Annotated in this window: 15 protein-coding genes and 1 riboswitch; of the genes, 9 read left to right on the top strand and 6 right to left on the bottom strand. The window is 58.2% G+C overall.

The genetic code is table 11. The features are described 5' to 3' along the window. Positions 1–7 precede the first annotated feature (7 nt). Genes ACTIEN_RS14555 through ACTIEN_RS14565 form a run of 3 tightly spaced genes read left to right on the top strand, consistent with a single transcriptional unit; the run spans position 8 to position 1,824 of the window. Entirely contained in the window at positions 8–187 is a 180-nt protein-coding gene (locus ACTIEN_RS14555) for a hypothetical protein (RefSeq protein WP_439523871.1), read from the top strand. Between the two features lie 16 nt (positions 188–203). Next, positions 204–1,157 carry a carbohydrate kinase family protein gene (locus ACTIEN_RS14560; RefSeq protein WP_439523872.1) on the top strand — a complete coding sequence of 318 codons (954 nt, stop codon included), beginning with the start codon at positions 204–206 and terminating at the stop codon, positions 1,155–1,157. Between the two features lie 4 nt (positions 1,158–1,161). Further along, entirely contained in the window at positions 1,162–1,824 is a 663-nt protein-coding gene (locus ACTIEN_RS14565) for a transaldolase family protein (RefSeq protein ID WP_439523873.1), read from the top strand. Here the strand turns inward: ACTIEN_RS14565 and ACTIEN_RS14570 are convergent. From ACTIEN_RS14570 to ACTIEN_RS14585, 4 genes are all read right to left on the bottom strand, one after another. Further along, complete coding sequence (locus tag ACTIEN_RS14570) at positions 1,816–2,118, bottom strand: hypothetical protein (RefSeq protein WP_439523874.1); 303 nt, start codon at positions 2,116–2,118, stop codon at positions 1,816–1,818. The two genes, ACTIEN_RS14565 and ACTIEN_RS14570, sit on opposite strands and share 9 nt — an antisense overlap. Positions 2,119–2,217: 99 nt before the next feature. Next, a riboswitch (cobalamin riboswitch) is annotated at positions 2,218–2,411 on the bottom strand. 244 nt (positions 2,412–2,655) lie between these two features. Beyond that, positions 2,656–6,270: a DUF4214 domain-containing protein gene (locus tag ACTIEN_RS14575; protein WP_439523875.1), complete on the bottom strand. Its 3,615-nt coding sequence runs from the start codon at positions 6,268–6,270 to the stop codon at positions 2,656–2,658. A gap of 241 nt (positions 6,271–6,511) precedes the next feature. Then, on the bottom strand, positions 6,512–6,880 hold the full coding sequence (locus ACTIEN_RS14580; RefSeq protein ID WP_439523876.1) for a DMT family transporter: 369 nt from the start codon (positions 6,878–6,880) through the stop codon (positions 6,512–6,514). Beyond that, positions 6,877–8,358, bottom strand: coding sequence for a UbiA family prenyltransferase (locus tag ACTIEN_RS14585; protein WP_439523877.1), 1,482 nt, complete (start codon positions 8,356–8,358; stop codon positions 6,877–6,879). The genes ACTIEN_RS14580 and ACTIEN_RS14585 overlap by 4 nt, the downstream gene beginning before the upstream one ends. Positions 8,359–8,560: 202 nt before the next feature. Here ACTIEN_RS14585 and ACTIEN_RS14590 point away from each other — a divergent pair, with 202 nt between their 5' ends. After that, on the top strand, positions 8,561–10,222 hold the full coding sequence (locus ACTIEN_RS14590) for a hypothetical protein (RefSeq protein ID WP_439523878.1): 1,662 nt from the start codon (positions 8,561–8,563) through the stop codon (positions 10,220–10,222). Positions 10,223–10,234: 12 nt separating this feature from the next. Here ACTIEN_RS14590 and irrA read toward each other — a convergent pair whose 3' ends face one another. After that, entirely contained in the window at positions 10,235–10,651 is a 417-nt protein-coding gene (gene irrA, locus ACTIEN_RS14595) for an iron response transcriptional regulator IrrA (RefSeq protein WP_439523879.1), read from the bottom strand. 172 nt (positions 10,652–10,823) lie between these two features. On the opposite strand from irrA, the gene fabA reads away from it, so the two are divergent. The 5 genes from fabA to ACTIEN_RS14620 all read left to right on the top strand — a co-directional run bounded on the left by fabA (position 10,824) and on the right by ACTIEN_RS14620 (position 15,413). Next, positions 10,824–11,333: a bifunctional 3-hydroxydecanoyl-ACP dehydratase/trans-2-decenoyl-ACP isomerase gene (fabA, locus tag ACTIEN_RS14600; protein WP_439523880.1), complete on the top strand. Its 510-nt coding sequence runs from the start codon at positions 10,824–10,826 to the stop codon at positions 11,331–11,333. Between the two features lie 171 nt (positions 11,334–11,504). After that, entirely contained in the window at positions 11,505–12,734 is a 1,230-nt protein-coding gene (locus tag ACTIEN_RS14605; protein ID WP_439523881.1) for a beta-ketoacyl synthase N-terminal-like domain-containing protein, read from the top strand. 2 nt (positions 12,735–12,736) lie between these two features. Then, a complete protein-coding gene (locus ACTIEN_RS14610) occupies positions 12,737–13,528 on the top strand; it encodes an enoyl-ACP reductase FabI (RefSeq protein WP_439523882.1) in 792 nt (263 codons plus the stop codon). A gap of 58 nt (positions 13,529–13,586) precedes the next feature. Beyond that, positions 13,587–14,261 carry an FAD-binding oxidoreductase gene (locus tag ACTIEN_RS14615; protein WP_439523883.1) on the top strand — a complete coding sequence of 225 codons (675 nt, stop codon included), beginning with the start codon at positions 13,587–13,589 and terminating at the stop codon, positions 14,259–14,261. 129 nt (positions 14,262–14,390) lie between these two features. Further along, positions 14,391–15,413: a PAS domain-containing protein gene (locus ACTIEN_RS14620; protein ID WP_439523884.1), complete on the top strand. Its 1,023-nt coding sequence runs from the start codon at positions 14,391–14,393 to the stop codon at positions 15,411–15,413. 13 nt (positions 15,414–15,426) lie between these two features. Here ACTIEN_RS14620 and ACTIEN_RS14625 read toward each other — a convergent pair whose 3' ends face one another. Continuing rightward, positions 15,427–16,293, bottom strand: coding sequence for a hypothetical protein (locus ACTIEN_RS14625; RefSeq protein ID WP_439523885.1), 867 nt, complete (start codon positions 16,291–16,293; stop codon positions 15,427–15,429). Between the last annotated feature and the right edge of the window lie 71 nt (positions 16,294–16,364).

Genomic DNA, 16,364 nt, shown 5'->3' on the forward strand with positions numbered 1-16,364 from the left:
GATCAAAATGTCAGACGCCCGAGCCGTTGCTTGCCTGCTCTGTCTCGACCTGAAAGGCACACCTGTCGGTCGTGGCAAGGCAGGCATCAAGGAAATCCAGACGATCTCGACTCAAAGGGGGAATGCGCTTAAGCAGGCGCTGGCTGCGTTGCCGGACGTGACCTTGATTTCAGACCAACCCAGTTAAGCCGGAAAGACATCCCATGAAAGCAAGCCCCGTTATCTGTGTCGGTGGTGAAAACCTGATTGACCACGTCACCCGTGATGGAGAGGTGTCGGCTCTTCCCGGTGGATCACCCTTCAATGTCGCGATGGCATTGGGGCGGCAGGACGCCGATGTGTATTATGTAACACCAGTTTCGACAGACAGTTGGGGCGACATGCTGGCCGACACGCTGATGGCATCCGGCGTTACGCTGAGTGGCGGTCGCGTGGGTGCGCCCAGTACGATTGCGCGGGTCACCGTCACCGACGGCATTCCGTCCTATGTCTTTGAACGCGACGGGACTGCGGAACGGTGGGTGACCGCCGCGTCGCTGGCGGCAGCAATGCCTGCGGATATGGCTGCCCTGCACACCGGGTCGCTGGCCCTTACCGATGGAGAAGACGCCGCCGCCTGGGAACAGACCTGCACATCCGCGTATGCCGCCGGAACATTGGTGTCGCTGGACCCGAACGTGCGCTTGTCCGTCATCACCGACAGCGAAGGCTATCGCGCCCGGATTTTCCGGATGATGCAAACCGCCCATGTGCTGAAGCTCAGCGATGAAGATCTGCAAGGGCTCTGTCCGGACATGTCGCAAGCAGATGCGCTTGATTTTGTGCGCGCCCAAAGTTCGGCCAGTCTCTTGGTCCTGACCAAGGGGCCGGACGGCGCGTCGGCTTGGGCCGGAGACATCAGCGTCGACATTCCGGCGCCACCGGTTCCCGGACTCGTGGATACCGTGGGTGCAGGTGATACCTTCATGGCAACGCTTCTTGCCGGTCTTGCCCGCATCGACGCACTTGCGCCTGACGCGCTGACCCGGCTTGATCGGGCAGATGTGCAAGGTTTGATCCGTCGCGCGGGCATGGCTGCGGCCATCAATTGCAGCCGTTCCGGATGTAATCCGCCAACCCTGCAAGAGCTTGATACCGCGCTGGTCAACGAGGCCTGAGACCGTGGACCTTTACCTCGACAGTGCGGACGAGCCCGCGTGGGCGGAACTGATGCCGACCGGCCTGTTTCGCGGGATCACCACCAACCCGTTGCTGGCGCAGAGGGCAGGACTGTCGTATCCGGATATTGACTGGACCGCCATAGCGGCGCGCGCGCGGGAACTGGGTGCGCAGGAACTTCATGCCCAGGTCTATGGCCCTGTCGAAAGTTACCTGAATTGGGCGACCGCCCTTTACGAATCCGGGGCCAAGGCGGGTCTTGCAACCGTTGTGAAAATCCCCTTGACCCCAGAAGCCATTCGCGCGGTTCCCGCGATCAAGGCCTTGGGTGGGCCAATCCTGTTGACGGCGGCATATCATCCCAAACAGGTTTTTGTCGCCAAGGCGCTTGGGGTGGACTTCATCGCTCCCTATTTTGGCCGCATGTCAGAAGCCGGGTTACCCGCGCTTGAGATGATTGAGCAAATGCAGACAATCGCTGCGGGGCAGCCGCGTGTGCTTGTCGCGTCATTGCGCAACGCAGATCAGATGGTCGCGCTTGCGGATCGTGGTCTGGATTGCTTTACCCTGTCGCCCGACATCGCGCGCAGTCTTTTGTCCGATCCGTTGACCGATGGGGCCGCTGCCGCGTTCGATGCTGCGGCAGCGGGCCAGCGCCTAAAGTGACAAACGCCGCTCTTTTGCCCCACCGCGTCTGCGGGGTTTGGGCAAGGCCAGATCAAGCGGACTGAGAGGCGCATCAAGCGACGCTTTCAGAAGGCCGCAAAACTCGGCCACAGCCGGATCGGTCTCGCGAAACGGCGCGGCGGACATATAGGCCAACGTCGCTTCGGTCAGATAACACGCCTCGGCAGGAAGCCCGCCAAGCCATTGCATATAGCCCAACTGGCCAATCTCGCGCGCCCGCTCTGGCGTGGATGGATTGACCTGAAGTTGGGTCAGGGTTCGTTCAATAGTCATAAAGCGCCCTCCGCGCTAAGGCGGGTTGCCGGAAGGTCGCGTGCGTGCATTGCGCCAATTTGCGCCAGGCAGATCGACCTCCGGTGCACCCCGCCCGGGTTCAGTTCTCATCTGATGGCAGGTCTCCTGACTCGCGGGTCATCGTGCGTGTCGCACCTTCCCAGGCTGTCTGGCCCAGTGGTTTTGCGCGAAGCACTTGCCGCTTACAGTTGCGGGGGCAGTCACGGAATCACACCGTATTCCCTAATCGATCGACGCAACACACGCCGATCACCATCATGGTAAACTGTCACAGAAGCTGTGAGTCCACGCAATCGGTATTGTGAAGATGCGTCTAATTCGACGCATCTCCTGGTGCGGGAAAAGCTTTGTTAAGACCTCGGTGCCAAAAGTGGGCGGCAGTTGGGCGCACAGCCCAGATCACCTGAAAAGGCACGCCATATCATGCCCGCATTGTTGTCGATCCTTCAGCTTTATCATTTCTTGTGTCGCCTCTGCGGCGCCGCAAATGATCGTTTGGCGACCCCGATCAATTCTTCAAAACGAAAACGGATTGTCCGTGATCCCGACCAGCTGCATCAGGAAACCATCTTCTATGCCGTCAAGAATGTCAGCATAAAGCGCGTCGCTTCGGACCATTCCGACCTGAAGGCTTGTATCCGAGCCGTCAAATCCCTGCATGATCATGTTGGCATCATTCCCGTCGGACATGCCGCGCGTGATTGCGAAATGCCCGCCAAGCAACACCTTGTTGGCCAGGTACGCCGCATCCGCCGGACCCCCGGTTTCGGCTTTCGCCCCGTCAAGAATGGCTTGAATGAACGTCGGGGGCGTGACCGCACCATCGCTTTCCAACAGGTTCAGCCAATAGGTCATGCCATCAGCGTCCGGCGCGCGGCCCAACACATTTTGATACACCGACGTGACGAAGGCCGGCAGATCATCAAGGTTCCCGTACAAGGCGCGGGTCTCTGGTTGGTCGAAGAAGTATTCGGCGATCCGATCAAGTCCAAGTCCACCCGCCATCTGATCCCCCCAATAGAACAATCCAACGGCATCCGGTGCCCGGTTGAAATACGCGATGTAAAGTTCCGTCAAAGCGGCCATCGACGCACCATCCAGAGTGGCCATGCCATCGAACATCTCAACCGACAGACCCTCTTGGCCAAACGGGGCAACTTCGCTGTCGAAATCAACCCATTCGATGTTGCGAAGGGTGATCGGAACCGCATCGCTTGCGCGGTTTTCGACAATGATAGTATCGGCCGAGAACCGAACAGAGTAAGACGCCTGATCGCCACCAAGGACCAAAGTGTCAGACCCGCCTCTGCCATCAATCACTCCATTGGCACCATTGACCAAAAGGCGATCATCCCCATCGGTGCTACCTGCGGCGTCGCGCGCGGTTTGCACAGTGTCGGGGCCCCCTGATGGTGGTGGCGTGTCGGATTGTTCGCTGAACGGATTGACAATCGGGTCAGGCAGGCCGCCGCTTTGCCCATCCGAAAGCCAATTCGCGATCGCGTCGATATTGTTGGCCACGTCCGGATGAATGCTGCCTGGCAGGGACAGATCGCTTGGGGGTGTGTCGCCGAACACCGTGGAGTAGTGAACCATGGCCGCCAAAAAGTAGAGCGTTGCCGTACCATGCGGTCCGTCATCGACAAACAGATCGCTTGGATCCAACGAACCAAGACCCAAGGACGGCGTATCCAGCATGGCGGCGATCTGGGGACCAACGCTGATCAAACGCACGTCAAGGTCGGGACGCGCATTTCTGATGATCTCGGTCAGGGAGACCCACCAATCGTGCCATTCTCCGGTCATGTAGGATCGCCATGCGGCAAACTCTGCCTCCGAAGGGGGGAAAGTCGAAATGAACCCCTCCATTTCCGGCCATGTCTCGTAAAGGTTGATCGCAGCACCGGGCGCACGCGCCTCTGCCCATTCGATGACCCGCAACGCCGATGCCGCAGGTGACGTGTTCGGGTCTATCCAGTAGGCGCTGTCAGGAGATTGATCCTGGACGAAATTGACCGCCGAAATGGTGATCTGGTTGAAACGGGCCTCGGCAAAGCTTTGCCCGCTCTCGGGATCCCACGCCTCATCAACCGTTTCGAGGCTGACATGCGGATTTGGCGGCAGATCATCATGCTGCGTCAGCATCCCTGTCTGCATGCCGACAGAATATGAATTCCCGGCCGCATGTGCCATGGCGTTCATCCAGTGGGCCACAGACAATTCGGGATCACCGATGGCCCAGACGTAAAGACTGTTGCCGAAGACATATTCGCGAACATCGTCAGTTGGTGTTGTCGGAGTTGGGTTTGGCGATGGTGACGGCGTTGGTTCGGGATCGGGCGCCGGAGCCGGATCAGGTCGCGGAACCGGGTCGGGATCCGGATCGCGAGACGGATCCGGCGCAGGTGCCGGGCCGAAATCAGACGGTTCAGACGCCCATGTGCCATCTTTCATATGGTCCGGGGCGGGATGGCTTTGCATGAAATCCACAACCGCATCGTGGCGCGCAGTCGAATCCTCCAAGTGACGCAGAGATCCCCAACTCCCCCATTGCGTCGGCTCTGATACATCGACGAAAGCGTTGAACAATGTTCCGCCCGCCGCCTCCCAGCCGGCCAGAAGTTCGTTGTAGAGCTGGCCCATGCCGTCGGAATAATTGAGGTGGGTGAAGAACTCTGTCAGAAGATCGTTGTTGACCCATTGCCCGATCCCGACGACATGTGTTCCGCCTTCATACATGACAAGGTCAAGCCCATGCGCATCCGCGGCCGCCTTGTGATAGCGAAAAAGCTCGAACAGACCCTGAAGAGAATCCTCGGCATTTCCGGTGATCGACCCGTCGCGCAATTCCCGCACCGCAAGATCTTCGGCCAGATCGAACCGGTGGTTGGCAAAATAGGCATTCGCCGCCGCGCCGGTTAATCCCTGCGAAGCCGCTTCCTGCCGGGCCTGAGCCTCGCTTTGCGCAATCCACCCAAGTACAGCGCCCGCTTTTGCATCTGTTCCCAGGCTGTTTCCGAAATACCCGGTGATCGCGTAGGTGTCGAACGACAGGTAGGGTGCCGCGTTTGCCGCACTTTGCGCCTGCCAGGCCGGGGCATCGAAAATCGCGTCTTCAAGACCGGGCCAATAGGTGTGGGTTGCGATCACCTTGACCAACTGGTCTTCGGACCCCGCGTAGACTTGATCCAGTACGCGCGCCATTTCGGCCGAGCGGGCACCATATTCCTGTACCCATCCATCCCCAAGGTCTTGCCCGAACCGTATCTGCGCAGCCTGGGCGGCATCCTGCGCCTGTTCGAACATCCAGTTCCAGACCTCGTTGGACAGTTCGATATGCGCCCGCAGATCGGGGTTGAGATTGTCCCGCACATAGGTCGCGAATTCGCGGATATACGCAGCGTCGGCATGCCACGGAATGCTGAACCACGGTTCGGTTCCGGTGGCGTTGGCCAGATTGACCATCACTTCCAGCGGGACACCGCCGTGATAGGTGTAGTGGCCGTCCTGCGGTCGCTCTGACCAGGTTCGGATCGTTGAATCGTTGGTTTCCTGCCAATCCATGAACCGCAGGGCATGCGCATCGTCGATGATGTCGAGCCAGAGAGGATTGAACAATTGCCCGGCCTCGTGGGCGGGAATGTGTTCCTGTTTCACCACCTCGATGTTGCGCAGGTAATTCCCGTTGTCTTGCGGATCAGTGGAACTGATCGAGATGGTGACCATCCCGTCGCCGGTCGGGCGGTAGTTGAACCAGATTTCACCATCCCCGCGCGACACGATCTCGGCGCCAAAGACAGTGATTTCGCCTGCGCCGTCAAAACTCAGCCGATACAGCCCTCCGGTATAGCTTGCCTCGGCGGGCATTTCCGTGAGGATGAAAGCCTCGATACGTTCCACCCCTGACGGGAAGTCGGTGATCCAGCCGTTGCTGTCCATTACCCCCATTCGAGCAAGGCCATCCGCGCCATAAGCCCCCCATTGCCCATCGGTATGGGCATGCCAGGGCCGCGCTGTCTTGAATACATCAAGGAAGGGTTGCTGCACGCTCCAGTCCACAACCCCCCGAAGCCCAAATGCCATCGCCGCCGCAGACGTCTGCGTTCCGAACACGTCGGTCAAGGGTTCCATGCCCCACTCCACTCATCAAAACCCCCACGACGAGTGATGGTCGGCAGAGTGTGAACGCGGGTTTAAAGGTGGGCTTTGTCGAAAATTCTACCGGTGCCAAGGTTGGGCAGGGCGGCGGTGATCATCACGCAAGCGCCGCGATTTTCTCTAGCCAGGTGAGTGGGTTGGGTCCGGCGGCCCGAATTTTCGGGAGTATCGACAGGTGGTTCTTGCAGCCCGATTGAAGTGCGTGCGATTTGAATCAACCGCCACGCGCCATGACCAGCAGGCCAACGATGATGAGACCAAGCCCGACAAGGCGCGTCGGTTGAACCGGTTCTCCGAGGAACAGCATGCCCGACCCGGCCACCATGATAAAGCTCATCGCGACAAAAGGGTAAGCAAGCGACAGATCCATCTGCCGCAGCGCAAATAGCCAGAACACCGTGCCGACGCCATAAAGCGCCAGTCCAAGCAGGACCATCGGCGAAAAGACCATGGTCGCCGCTCTGATCCACACGCTCGCATCGGGTGTCGCCGGGGCTTGCCCGACGCCGACCTTGAAGGCGGTTTGCCCAAGCGCAGAAAGGGACACGCTGGTGAATATCAGCGCGAAGGCGCCCCACGTCATATGACACCCCAATGGACATTGATGGCCCGCGCCGTGATGATGATCAACAGGATTGTGACCACGCAAATGCGGCTGATCTGGTCTTTCAGCGCAAACACAACCGGATCATCGCCGATTTTGCCCCGGCTGGCCCAGGTCCAGCTGCGATAGGTCCAGAACATCATGATCGGGACGATCAGCCAAAGCAGGAAAGGCGTTGCATAATTGGCCTTCACGGCGGCCGAGTTGACGTATTGCGCCAATGTCAGGATGGAAAGTGCGCCATTCGAGATTCCGAATGTCAGCACGAGTTGAAGTTCGGACGCGTAATAATTTCGTGATGGCAGCCTCGCGTCCTCTTTCGTGGCACTCATCCCGTCGAGTTCAATGTAGCGCTTCATGTAGGCAAGGCTGAGAAAGAAGAACAGAGAATAGCTCAGAAGCCAAGGACTTGGCGTCAGTCCCGTTGCGGCGGACCCGGCCAAGATGCGCACGGTATAGAGGAGCGACAGCGCGACCACGTCGATGGTGGAAAACCGTTTGAGCCAGAAGGTATAGGCCGTCGTCAGGATTGCGTAGCCCATCAAGACAAACCCGAAAAGCATGTTCACGAGCAGGAATGCGAACAGGAGCGCAGCGCCCAGCAAGAGCGTCGCGGCCAAAATGCCCTGCCTGATGGAAAGGTGACCCGCCGCGAAAGGTCGTTTGTATTTTGTTGGGTGTCTGCGATCGGCCTGAATGTCGGCCATATCGTTGATCAGATACACACCCGAGGCACACAGGCTGAAACAGAAGAAGGCCAAAAGACCGTCCGTCAAGACTTCCAGATAGACATACTCATGCGCAAAAAGGATCGGCACGAACACCAGGATGTTCTTGGCCCATTGATGTGGCCGCATGGCCTTGATCAAGGCGGCGAAGGGCGACATGTCCTGTTCAATATGCAGGGACACCGACCCGGAGGACCGCGCCATTTCACGTTTTGCACCCTGACTTGGGCTGACAAAGCCCGCCTTTTCAGCGGCTTGCCACACAGGAACGTCAGCATCGCTGTCGCCGAGATATTCAAACGGCCCCTGCGCCATTTCGCGGATGGCGTTGAGTTTGGCGTCTGCTTTCAGGTTCAAACCGGGTTCCGTCCCGATCACATCATCGAACAGCCCAAGATGGTCTGACACCTGCCGTGCAATGGTGATGTCCGTCGCTGTCGCAAGCACAACGCGCCGTCCTGCCGCCCGCGCGGCACGGATATAGTTCAGCACCTCTTCGCGGTAAGGCAGGGTGGTGACATCGGGAGCCGCCGTTTGTGCAAGAGACCGCTTCAAACCCGCCAAGCCACCAGAGAAATAGGCTTGGATCGCCGCGATAAGCGGTCGCCAGTGCCTTGCAGCATGTGCCAGCGATTCTTGGGCAATGTCACCGGCGATCAGCGTTCCATCCAGATCGACAAACAGGTCGAGCGCTTCAGTCTGCGAAGATTGGGAAACGATCTTGGACATAGCGCTCATTTTATCTGACTTTCGCAACAAAACGGCAATAAATGTGGGAATTGCAGGGAAGATCCCGTTTTCTGCGGCGGAAATGTTAATTCTCTGTCACTCATTACGATCTGGCTACGACGTTTCATCCGGGAGTGTTTAAGCGCTAATGGTTAATTCCGACCAAAAAGCGGCAAATTTTGCAATTTGCTTGGGCTTGTTCATGGCCGCTGTGTTTTTCCGTGCGTCTGGCGCTGATTTCGGATTCTTCAACGGAGATGAACGCGTCAATGATTCTGCACGCTTTCTGACGGGTCAATTGATCCCGACACAGCACTTTTACCCACCCTTTTTCAATTACCTGAACGGAATCGCATTTGCGGGGCTTTTTGTCTTTGGTTTGCTGAGCGACATGTGGTCGAACACGGGCGAATTCCGGCAAGCCTATTTTGACGACCCGACCCCGTTCTATGTGACAGCGCGGTATGTGACTGCCGTCATAGGGGCTTTGTGCGCGCCGCTTTTCTTCTCATGTGCGCACCGTGTCGGGCTGTCATTGGGTCATGCAACCGCTGTCGGCGCCTTTGCCGCGATCTTGCCCATCGCTGTGTTCATGGCGCATATCGCGAAAGGTGATACCGGGCTGGCGACGGCATGTCTTGCTGTTGTCTGGGCGTTTCTGATGCGGATCGATGCGGTCAGGAAACAACGCTGGGACATCGTGATCGGCATCACTGTCGCGCTGGCCTTTGGATTCAAACAATCCGCAATTTTGGTTCTGGGGCCATTGGCGATCGGGATGATCTTTGTTCTGGCGCGTCGCGAAGGGCTGGGAAATGCGCTGAGATCGTTTGGTTTTTCAGTGTTGTTGCTCGTGCTCCTGTGGCCGGTCATGAATATCGGGATCTTGCTGGACATCGAAGGCTTCCTTGCGTTCCAGCGTATTCAGACCGTCATGTCGGTGCGCGAAGAAGATCCGTTTGGTGTGGGCCTTCCGATCACCCTCGGGATTTTTGGCGATGCGGTGACGGGGCTTAATCCGGTTGTCTTTGCATTTGCCGCAGTTGCGCCGATTTGGCTGTTGGCAAAATCGTGTCGTCTGGCTCTGCGCGATGCGCTGATGGCGGTTTGGCTGGCCAACGCCATCTCGATCATAACGATCTCTCTGACTGTCGGCACGCGCCAGCCCGAACATCTCTTCCTGCCGAACCTCTATATCGCGCTGCTGCTGGCGACGCTGGTTCTTATGGACATGCTGCGGGTCTATGTGCGGTTGCCAAGATACATCATTCTGGTCAGTGCAATTGCCGGGTTTGTCATCATGGCTGCCAGCGCAGCAAACGTGGTCCAGCAGGCGCGCGTGACCCCGAACGCTGTGCATCTGGCCGAATTTCTGGCCGAGACATATCCAAATGCGCAGGTACATTCCGGTCTGGTCCTGCCGGTGCCACAGACATTGGACGCGCAAAAGATGGAACTTGATCGGCTGGATCGCCTGGGGGCCAGGTACAATGTGGAAATGCCCGAGATTGCAGAGGAACGCATCCTGACAACGGACGCTGAGAATGCGATGTTCTGGGTCAATGCGCCGTTTGCAATGTCAGGCCTCGAAGACGACGCCACGCAGGACAAGGATTTCCCGATTCAACCGCATGCCTGGCCGATCCAGCCGGAAGAATGGGTTCTCGACAATTGGCTGGATGCGGGTTTCGACATCTTCGTGGTGAATGATTTCGAACATCTGGTCGCGGAAAGCCGATCCAGCGACATCCGCAGTTTTCATGCTGATTTGCGGGGCCGGTGCGATCGCGTTCGCGACTATACGGCGCGAAAACCGCTTTTTCTGGAATTTGATATCACCGTCTTCGACTGCTCGACACTTTGACGGAGTGCCGATTCAGGTCCGGCGCAGTTTGATCACCACGTTGACGCTTGAAATCTCGGCACCTTCCGGCGGGCCAGGAATACGCGCAATTTCAAGTTCGTCTGCGGGCGCATCGGTCAGGCGGCCTTCGTCTTCCCAGAAGAAATGCGGATGATCATGGGTGTTGGTGTCAAAATAGCTGCGCGCACCGTCAACCGTGACTTCCTGCATCAGACCCGCATCACAAAAGGCACGCAAGGTGTTGTAAACGGTCGCAAGAGAAACCTGTTCGCCGGTATCTTGCACGGCAGCAAAAAGGCTCTCGGCCGTGACATGACGGTTTTTTCCATCACCCACCAATAGGGATGCAAGGGCCACACGTTGCCGCGTCGGGCGCACGCCTCCCTTGGAAAGCCAATCTGTTCCGCGCTCGATAGATAGTGAAGACATGCCAATCCCGCTCCTGTATCTACCTGTATATAGGGTGCGAACGCCTCGCAGTTCAAATAAATTTCTTGCAACATCTTGTCTCACGCGCCTTGGCGGCGTGGGCTTGCGCGGGCGATGGGCGCGATGCTAGAGGGGGCGGGATTTGCCATTCCTTCCGGGAGCCATGCCGAACATGACCGATTTTCCAAGCAGCTTTGATCGCGACGACCTTCTGAGATGCGCGCGCGGAGAGCTGTTTGGCCCCGGCAATGCGCAACTTCCCGAGCCGCCGATGCTGATGATGGACCGGATCACCGATATTTCCGGCGATGGCGGGGAACACGGGAAAGGCCATGTCGTGGCCGAGTTCGATATCAAACCGGACCTGTGGTTTTTCGAATGCCATTTTCCGGGAAACCCTATCATGCCGGGATGTCTCGGGCTTGACGGTCTGTGGCAGTTGACGGGCTTCAACCTTGGCTGGCGTGGCTGGCAGGGGCGCGGCTATGCCTTGGGTGTCGGTGAGGTCAAGTTGACCGGCATGGTGCGGCCTGACCGCAAGATGCTCACCTATTACGTTGACTTCACCAAGGCGATCCAGACTCGCCGCCTGACCATGGGCGTCGCAGATGGCCGCGTCGAGGCGGATGGAGAGACGATCTATCTGGTCAAGGACATGAAGGTCGCACTGTCGGAAAGCTAAGCCTTGAGGCGCGGGTAGGTCCATCAAAGCGGTGCCTGATCTGACGATCTTTTCGGCATCGCGGGTGTGGCGGATCGTCAAAAACGCTGTGAAGAACGAACCCACCCAATCTGCTTGCCCCGTCCCCCCGGCTTGCCCTACACACATTTGCAACAATTGTAAGGAGCCGTGATGCGCCGAGTTGTCGTGACAGGATTGGGAATTGTTTCCTCTATCGGGAACAATATCGACGAGGTGACCGCGAGCCTGAAGGCGGGCCGGTCGGGGATCACCGCAAATGCGGATATGGCCGAACACGGGTTTCGCTCGCAGGTGGCGGGTGCGCTTGATCTGGATGTGGCCGACCATGTGGACAAGCGGACCCTGCGCTTTATGGGGCCGGGATCGGCCTACGCCCATATCGCGATGGGGCAGGCCATTGCAGATGCCGGGCTGACGCCTGACGAGGTGGTGAACCCGATGACCGGTCTGATCGCCGGATCGGGCGGGCCATCCACCAGTGCGATGCTGACGGCGCACCAGACCGTGCTCAAGACCGGCGGAACCAAGCGGATCGGTCCGTTTGCGGTTCCCAAGACCATGTCCTCCACGGTCAGCGCGAATCTTGCCACAGCTTACCAGATCAAAGGCATGAATTTTTCGATCACCAGTGCCTGTTCCACGTCTTTGCATTGCATCGGCATGGCGGCGCAACAGGTGGCGTTGGGTCTTCAGGACGTGATGTTTGCAGGTGGTGGTGAAGAACTTGACTGGACGCTGTCGTGCCTCTTTGACGCGATGGGCGCGATGTCGTCCAAGTACAACGATACACCCGAGAAGGCGTCGCGCGCCTTTGACGAGGGCCGCGACGGGTTCGTGATCTCGGGTGGTGGCGCGATTGTGGTTCTGGAACCGTTGGAACGGGCCTTGGCACGCGGGGCAACGATCTATGCCGAAGTGACCGGCTTTTCGGCCACCTCCGACGGGGCCGACATGGTCGCTCCGTCTGGCGAAGGTGGCGAACGCGCGATGCGCGGCGCGCTGAAAACGCTGCCGGAGGGGCGTAAGGTCAGCTATATCAACGCGCACGGCACCTCGACCCCGGTGGGCGATGTCGGCGAGATCGAAGCGGTTCGCCGCGTGTTCGGCGATGGCAGCACACCGCCGGTGAGTTCCACCAAGTCGATGACCGGGCACAGCCAGGGCGCCACGGGTGCGCAAGAGGCGATTTATTGCCTGCTGGCGCTGCGCGACGATTTCATCATCCCGTCGATCAACGTGGAAACGCTGGACCCGGCGCTGAAACCGGAAGAGATCGCAACCGAACTGGTGGAAAATGCCGGGCTGGACACGGTCATGACCAACTCTTTCGGGTTTGGTGGCACGAACGGGTCGATGTTGATGTCGAAGGTCATGGATTGAGTATGGCAGGACAGTTGCAGGGCAAGCGTGGCCTGATCATGGGCGTTGCCAACGAGCGGTCGATTGCCTGGGGGATCGCCAAGGCGATGGCAAAGGCCGGGGCAGAGCTTGCCTTCACCTATCAGGGTGAAGCGTTTGGCAAGCGTCTTGAACCGCTGGCGACCAGCGTCGGGTCGGATTTCATGGTCGATGTCGATGTGACCGACGATGCCTCGCTGGATGCGGCGTTCGAACAACTGGGCGCGCGCTGGCCGACGATTGACTTTGTGGTCCACGCGATTGCCTTTTCCGACAAGACGGAATTGCAGGGTCGATTCCTCAACACCAGCCGATCGAACTTCAAGAACTCGCTGGATATTTCGGCCTACAGCTTTGTCGACGTGGCCCGCCGTGCCCATCCCCTCATGGTCGAAAACGGCGGCACATTGCTGACACTGACCTATATGGGCTCGACCCGCGTGACACCGAATTACAACGTGATGGGTGTCGCCAAAGCCGCGTTGGAAGCCTCGGTGCGCTATCTGGCGAACGATCTTGGACCCGAAGGCATCCGCGTGAATGCGATCAGCCCCGGACCGATGAAAACCCTTGCCGGGGCGGCCATTGGTGGTGCGCGCAAGACGTACAAGCACACAGACCAGAACGCGCCACTTCGCTCCAACGCCACGCTCGAAGCGGTGGGCGGCACGGCTGTCTATCTGGCGTCGGATGCCGGAGCCTTCACAACTGGCGAAATCCTGCGCGTGGATGGCGGGTTTCATGTGCTTGGCATGCCGCAATACGATCATCTTTGATCAATCTCGGAACTCCGCTTTGAGTTGACCGTTGTCTTCCGTAAAGGAGACACGTCACATGACATTCACGCTGACGCTGCAAAGCATCGAACCTGTCACCCACGACACCCATCATCTGGTGTTCAAGAAACCGGACGGGTACGAATATACCCCCGGTCAGGCCTGCGATTTTGCACTTGCCAAGGACGGCTGGCGGAATGAGCAGCGTCCGTTCACCTTTACCGGTCTGCCAACCGACGCGACGTTGGAGTTTGTGATCAAATCCTATCCCGACCATGATGGCGTGACCGAACAGATCGCCGGAATGCAGATGACCGATCAGGTCGAAATCAGCGAACCCTGGGGGGCCATCGAAGACAAGGGGCCGGGTGTCTTTATCGCCGGCGGTGCGGGTATCACTCCCTTCATCGCCATTCTGAAGCGACGTTTGCAGACCCATGGCACGCTTGAAGGGTGCCATCTGGTGTTTTCGAACAAGACCGAAGCCGACATCATCCTGCGTGAAACGTTTACATCCATGCCAGGACTGGTCTGCCATTTCGTCGTGACCGACGAGGCAGACAGCGACTTTGCAGCGGACCGGATCAATGCGGAATTTCTACAGGGTATCGTGTCAGAGACGAATGGCCCGATTTATGTCTGCGGCCCCGAGCCGATGATTGATGACGTCTTGAAGGCGCTTGGAACACTGGATGTGCCTGACGACAGGATCATCACCGAGGATCTGGATTAATCCCGCTCGACCGTGCGAAAAGGCGACTTCGAAAAATGGACACGAAGATGCGATTGTGGGAAATGACTGGGATTCAACCCAATCATCGACCGACCATCACGGGTTGAAGTAAAGACAGGGCACAGCGCGATGGACAGAAAAGTCTCATTCCAGGCGGGCGATATCAGTGAGGAAGATGCGACCGCGATTTTCAGTTCTTCCACCGTTGCAATGGTGTTGACCAATCCACGCCTGCTGGACAATCCGCTTGTCTACGTCAACCGCGCCTTCGAGACCCTGACAGGATACACATCCGCAATGGCGCTGGGCCGCAACTGCCGGTTTTTGCAGGGTGAACAAACCTCGTCCGCCACGATCCAGGAACTGCGCGCAGCGATCGACAACCGGGAAGAGGTGTCCACCGTCCTGACCAATGTGCGCGCGAATGGTGAACCCTTCCTGAACGCGCTTCTCATTTCACCCGTATTCGACGAAAGCGGCGAACTTGTGTATTTCGTCGGCCTGCAAAGCGAAATTGCCAGCGACAAACAGGCGGAACGCTTGCAGCAGTTCGAAACCGTGATGGCCGAGATCCAGCATCGGGTCAAAAACCATCTGGCCATGATCCTTGGCCTGATCCGCATGAAGGCGCGCAACAGTGACGTTCCCGAAGAATACAAAGACCTGTCGCGGCGCATCGAAAGCCTGCAACTGCTCTACGAAGAAATGTCGGCCGCAACGCTTGAACGCAATGACGGCAAGATCAAACTTGGCGCGTATCTCGGTCGTGTCGCCAATGCGATTGCATATCTCGATGGTCGACCGGGGATACGGATGAATGTGCATGTCGAACCACTGATGGTGGATACGGAAACGGCTGTGCGTATCGGTCTGATCCTGTCCGAGGTTTTGACCAACGCGATGCAACATGCGTTTCGGGATCAGAAGTCCGGACTGGTCGAATTGCGTGTCATGCGCACCGACAATGGCGGTATGCGTGCGATGGTGACAGATGACGGCGTCGGCTTGCCGGAAGACGTGACATGGCCGAACGCCGACGGGCTTGGCGGGCGGATCGTGCAGGGTCTGTGCGACGGGCTTCAGGCCACGTTACAGGTCACGCGCGGCGCTGTGGGGACGATTGTCACGTTGGATGTCCCCGTGGCGGATTGATCTTGCCGTTTACCTAGAACCACTGCCCCGATTCCATCAGGCCCAGATCCAGCAATTGCCGCGAGTGCCATTCGAACGGCACGGAATTGTGCCAGCGAAACGTCTCGATCTCGAACGCTGACCCCGGATTACGCTTGAGCGCTTTTGCCGTGCGGAACGTGGCAATTGCTGCGGTCAGATTGTTGTGCCAGGGACAGGCATAGGTGTTGTATTCTTCGTCATTGAAGGTGTGATCTTCGTTAATCGCCAACCCCGGTTTGGCGCGAAACAGCGCGATGCGGTCAATCTTGCGCCGCTCCGGCGGCACATGTTCTTCGTACCGCCAGCGCAAGCCACCAAAGAAATCAAGCTGCCGTTCCTTGGGATGGTTTGTTACCGGATCGGGCCGACCCAAGGCATAGTAGCCGGATCGGTCGATATAAGCGTCCTCGATGCTGACGGCGATGGGGTGGGTTTCCAGATCCCCCGCGTAAAGGTCGACCGTGTAGCACAGCATTGCATCGCGACGTTCTTCGGTGTGAAAGGCCAGCAATTCGCCGATCGTGCGCGTCTCGCAAAAGGGAAAGAACAGGTATTCGGCGTTGTAACAGACATACATCCAGACACCCGGTGCCCTGGCGATGATCCTGTTGACGATCTCGTCGCGATTGCCGTCGCGCGCGATATTCGCGTCCACGCGCAGCACGCGGCCCTTGATATCGGCGGCCAGATCAAATTCCGGCAACATGAAGACAATGACCGATTTGAACCCAAGGTGCAGGTTGTGCCGCACGGTGGTGTCAATTTCGACGTTGTCCTCGACAAAGACCAATGCGATTGGCCCCTTGGCGATCGCGCCCGGGTTCTGGGAAAGAAGTTCGTTGATGCCTGCGTAACGCATGAGGGGGCCTCTGCGGGGGTTTTACACAGACTCGGTGAAAAAAGCGTGCATTGCAAGACAGGGGTGACATG

The organism is Marivita sp. (genome assembly GCF_051859345.1).
In the GTDB taxonomy this organism is placed as follows: Bacteria; Pseudomonadota; Alphaproteobacteria; order Rhodobacterales; family Rhodobacteraceae; genus Marivita.

Bases quoted from the DNA above. Each gene is read 5' to 3' on its own strand.
- ACTIEN_RS14555 (WP_439523871.1), top strand. From the start codon at position 8: ATGTCAGACGCCCGAGCCGTTGCTTGCCTGCTCTGTCTCGACCTGAAA.
- ACTIEN_RS14560 (WP_439523872.1), top strand. From the start codon at position 204: ATGAAAGCAAGCCCCGTTATCTGTGTCGGTGGTGAAAACCTGATTGAC.
- ACTIEN_RS14570 (WP_439523874.1), bottom strand. From the start codon at position 2,118: ATGACTATTGAACGAACCCTGACCCAACTTCAGGTCAATCCATCCACG.
- ACTIEN_RS14575 (WP_439523875.1), bottom strand. From the start codon at position 6,270: ATGGAACCCTTGACCGACGTGTTCGGAACGCAGACGTCTGCGGCGGCG.
- ACTIEN_RS14580 (WP_439523876.1), bottom strand. From the start codon at position 6,880: ATGACGTGGGGCGCCTTCGCGCTGATATTCACCAGCGTGTCCCTTTCT.
- ACTIEN_RS14585 (WP_439523877.1), bottom strand. From the start codon at position 8,358: ATGTCCAAGATCGTTTCCCAATCTTCGCAGACTGAAGCGCTCGACCTG.
- ACTIEN_RS14590 (WP_439523878.1), top strand. From the start codon at position 8,561: ATGGCCGCTGTGTTTTTCCGTGCGTCTGGCGCTGATTTCGGATTCTTC.
- irrA (WP_439523879.1), bottom strand. From the start codon at position 10,651: ATGTCTTCACTATCTATCGAGCGCGGAACAGATTGGCTTTCCAAGGGA.
- fabA (WP_439523880.1), top strand. From the start codon at position 10,824: ATGACCGATTTTCCAAGCAGCTTTGATCGCGACGACCTTCTGAGATGC.
- ACTIEN_RS14605 (WP_439523881.1), top strand. From the start codon at position 11,505: ATGCGCCGAGTTGTCGTGACAGGATTGGGAATTGTTTCCTCTATCGGG.
- ACTIEN_RS14610 (WP_439523882.1), top strand. From the start codon at position 12,737: ATGGCAGGACAGTTGCAGGGCAAGCGTGGCCTGATCATGGGCGTTGCC.
- ACTIEN_RS14615 (WP_439523883.1), top strand. From the start codon at position 13,587: ATGACATTCACGCTGACGCTGCAAAGCATCGAACCTGTCACCCACGAC.
- ACTIEN_RS14620 (WP_439523884.1), top strand. From the start codon at position 14,391: ATGGACAGAAAAGTCTCATTCCAGGCGGGCGATATCAGTGAGGAAGAT.
- ACTIEN_RS14625 (WP_439523885.1), bottom strand. From the start codon at position 16,293: ATGCGTTACGCAGGCATCAACGAACTTCTTTCCCAGAACCCGGGCGCG.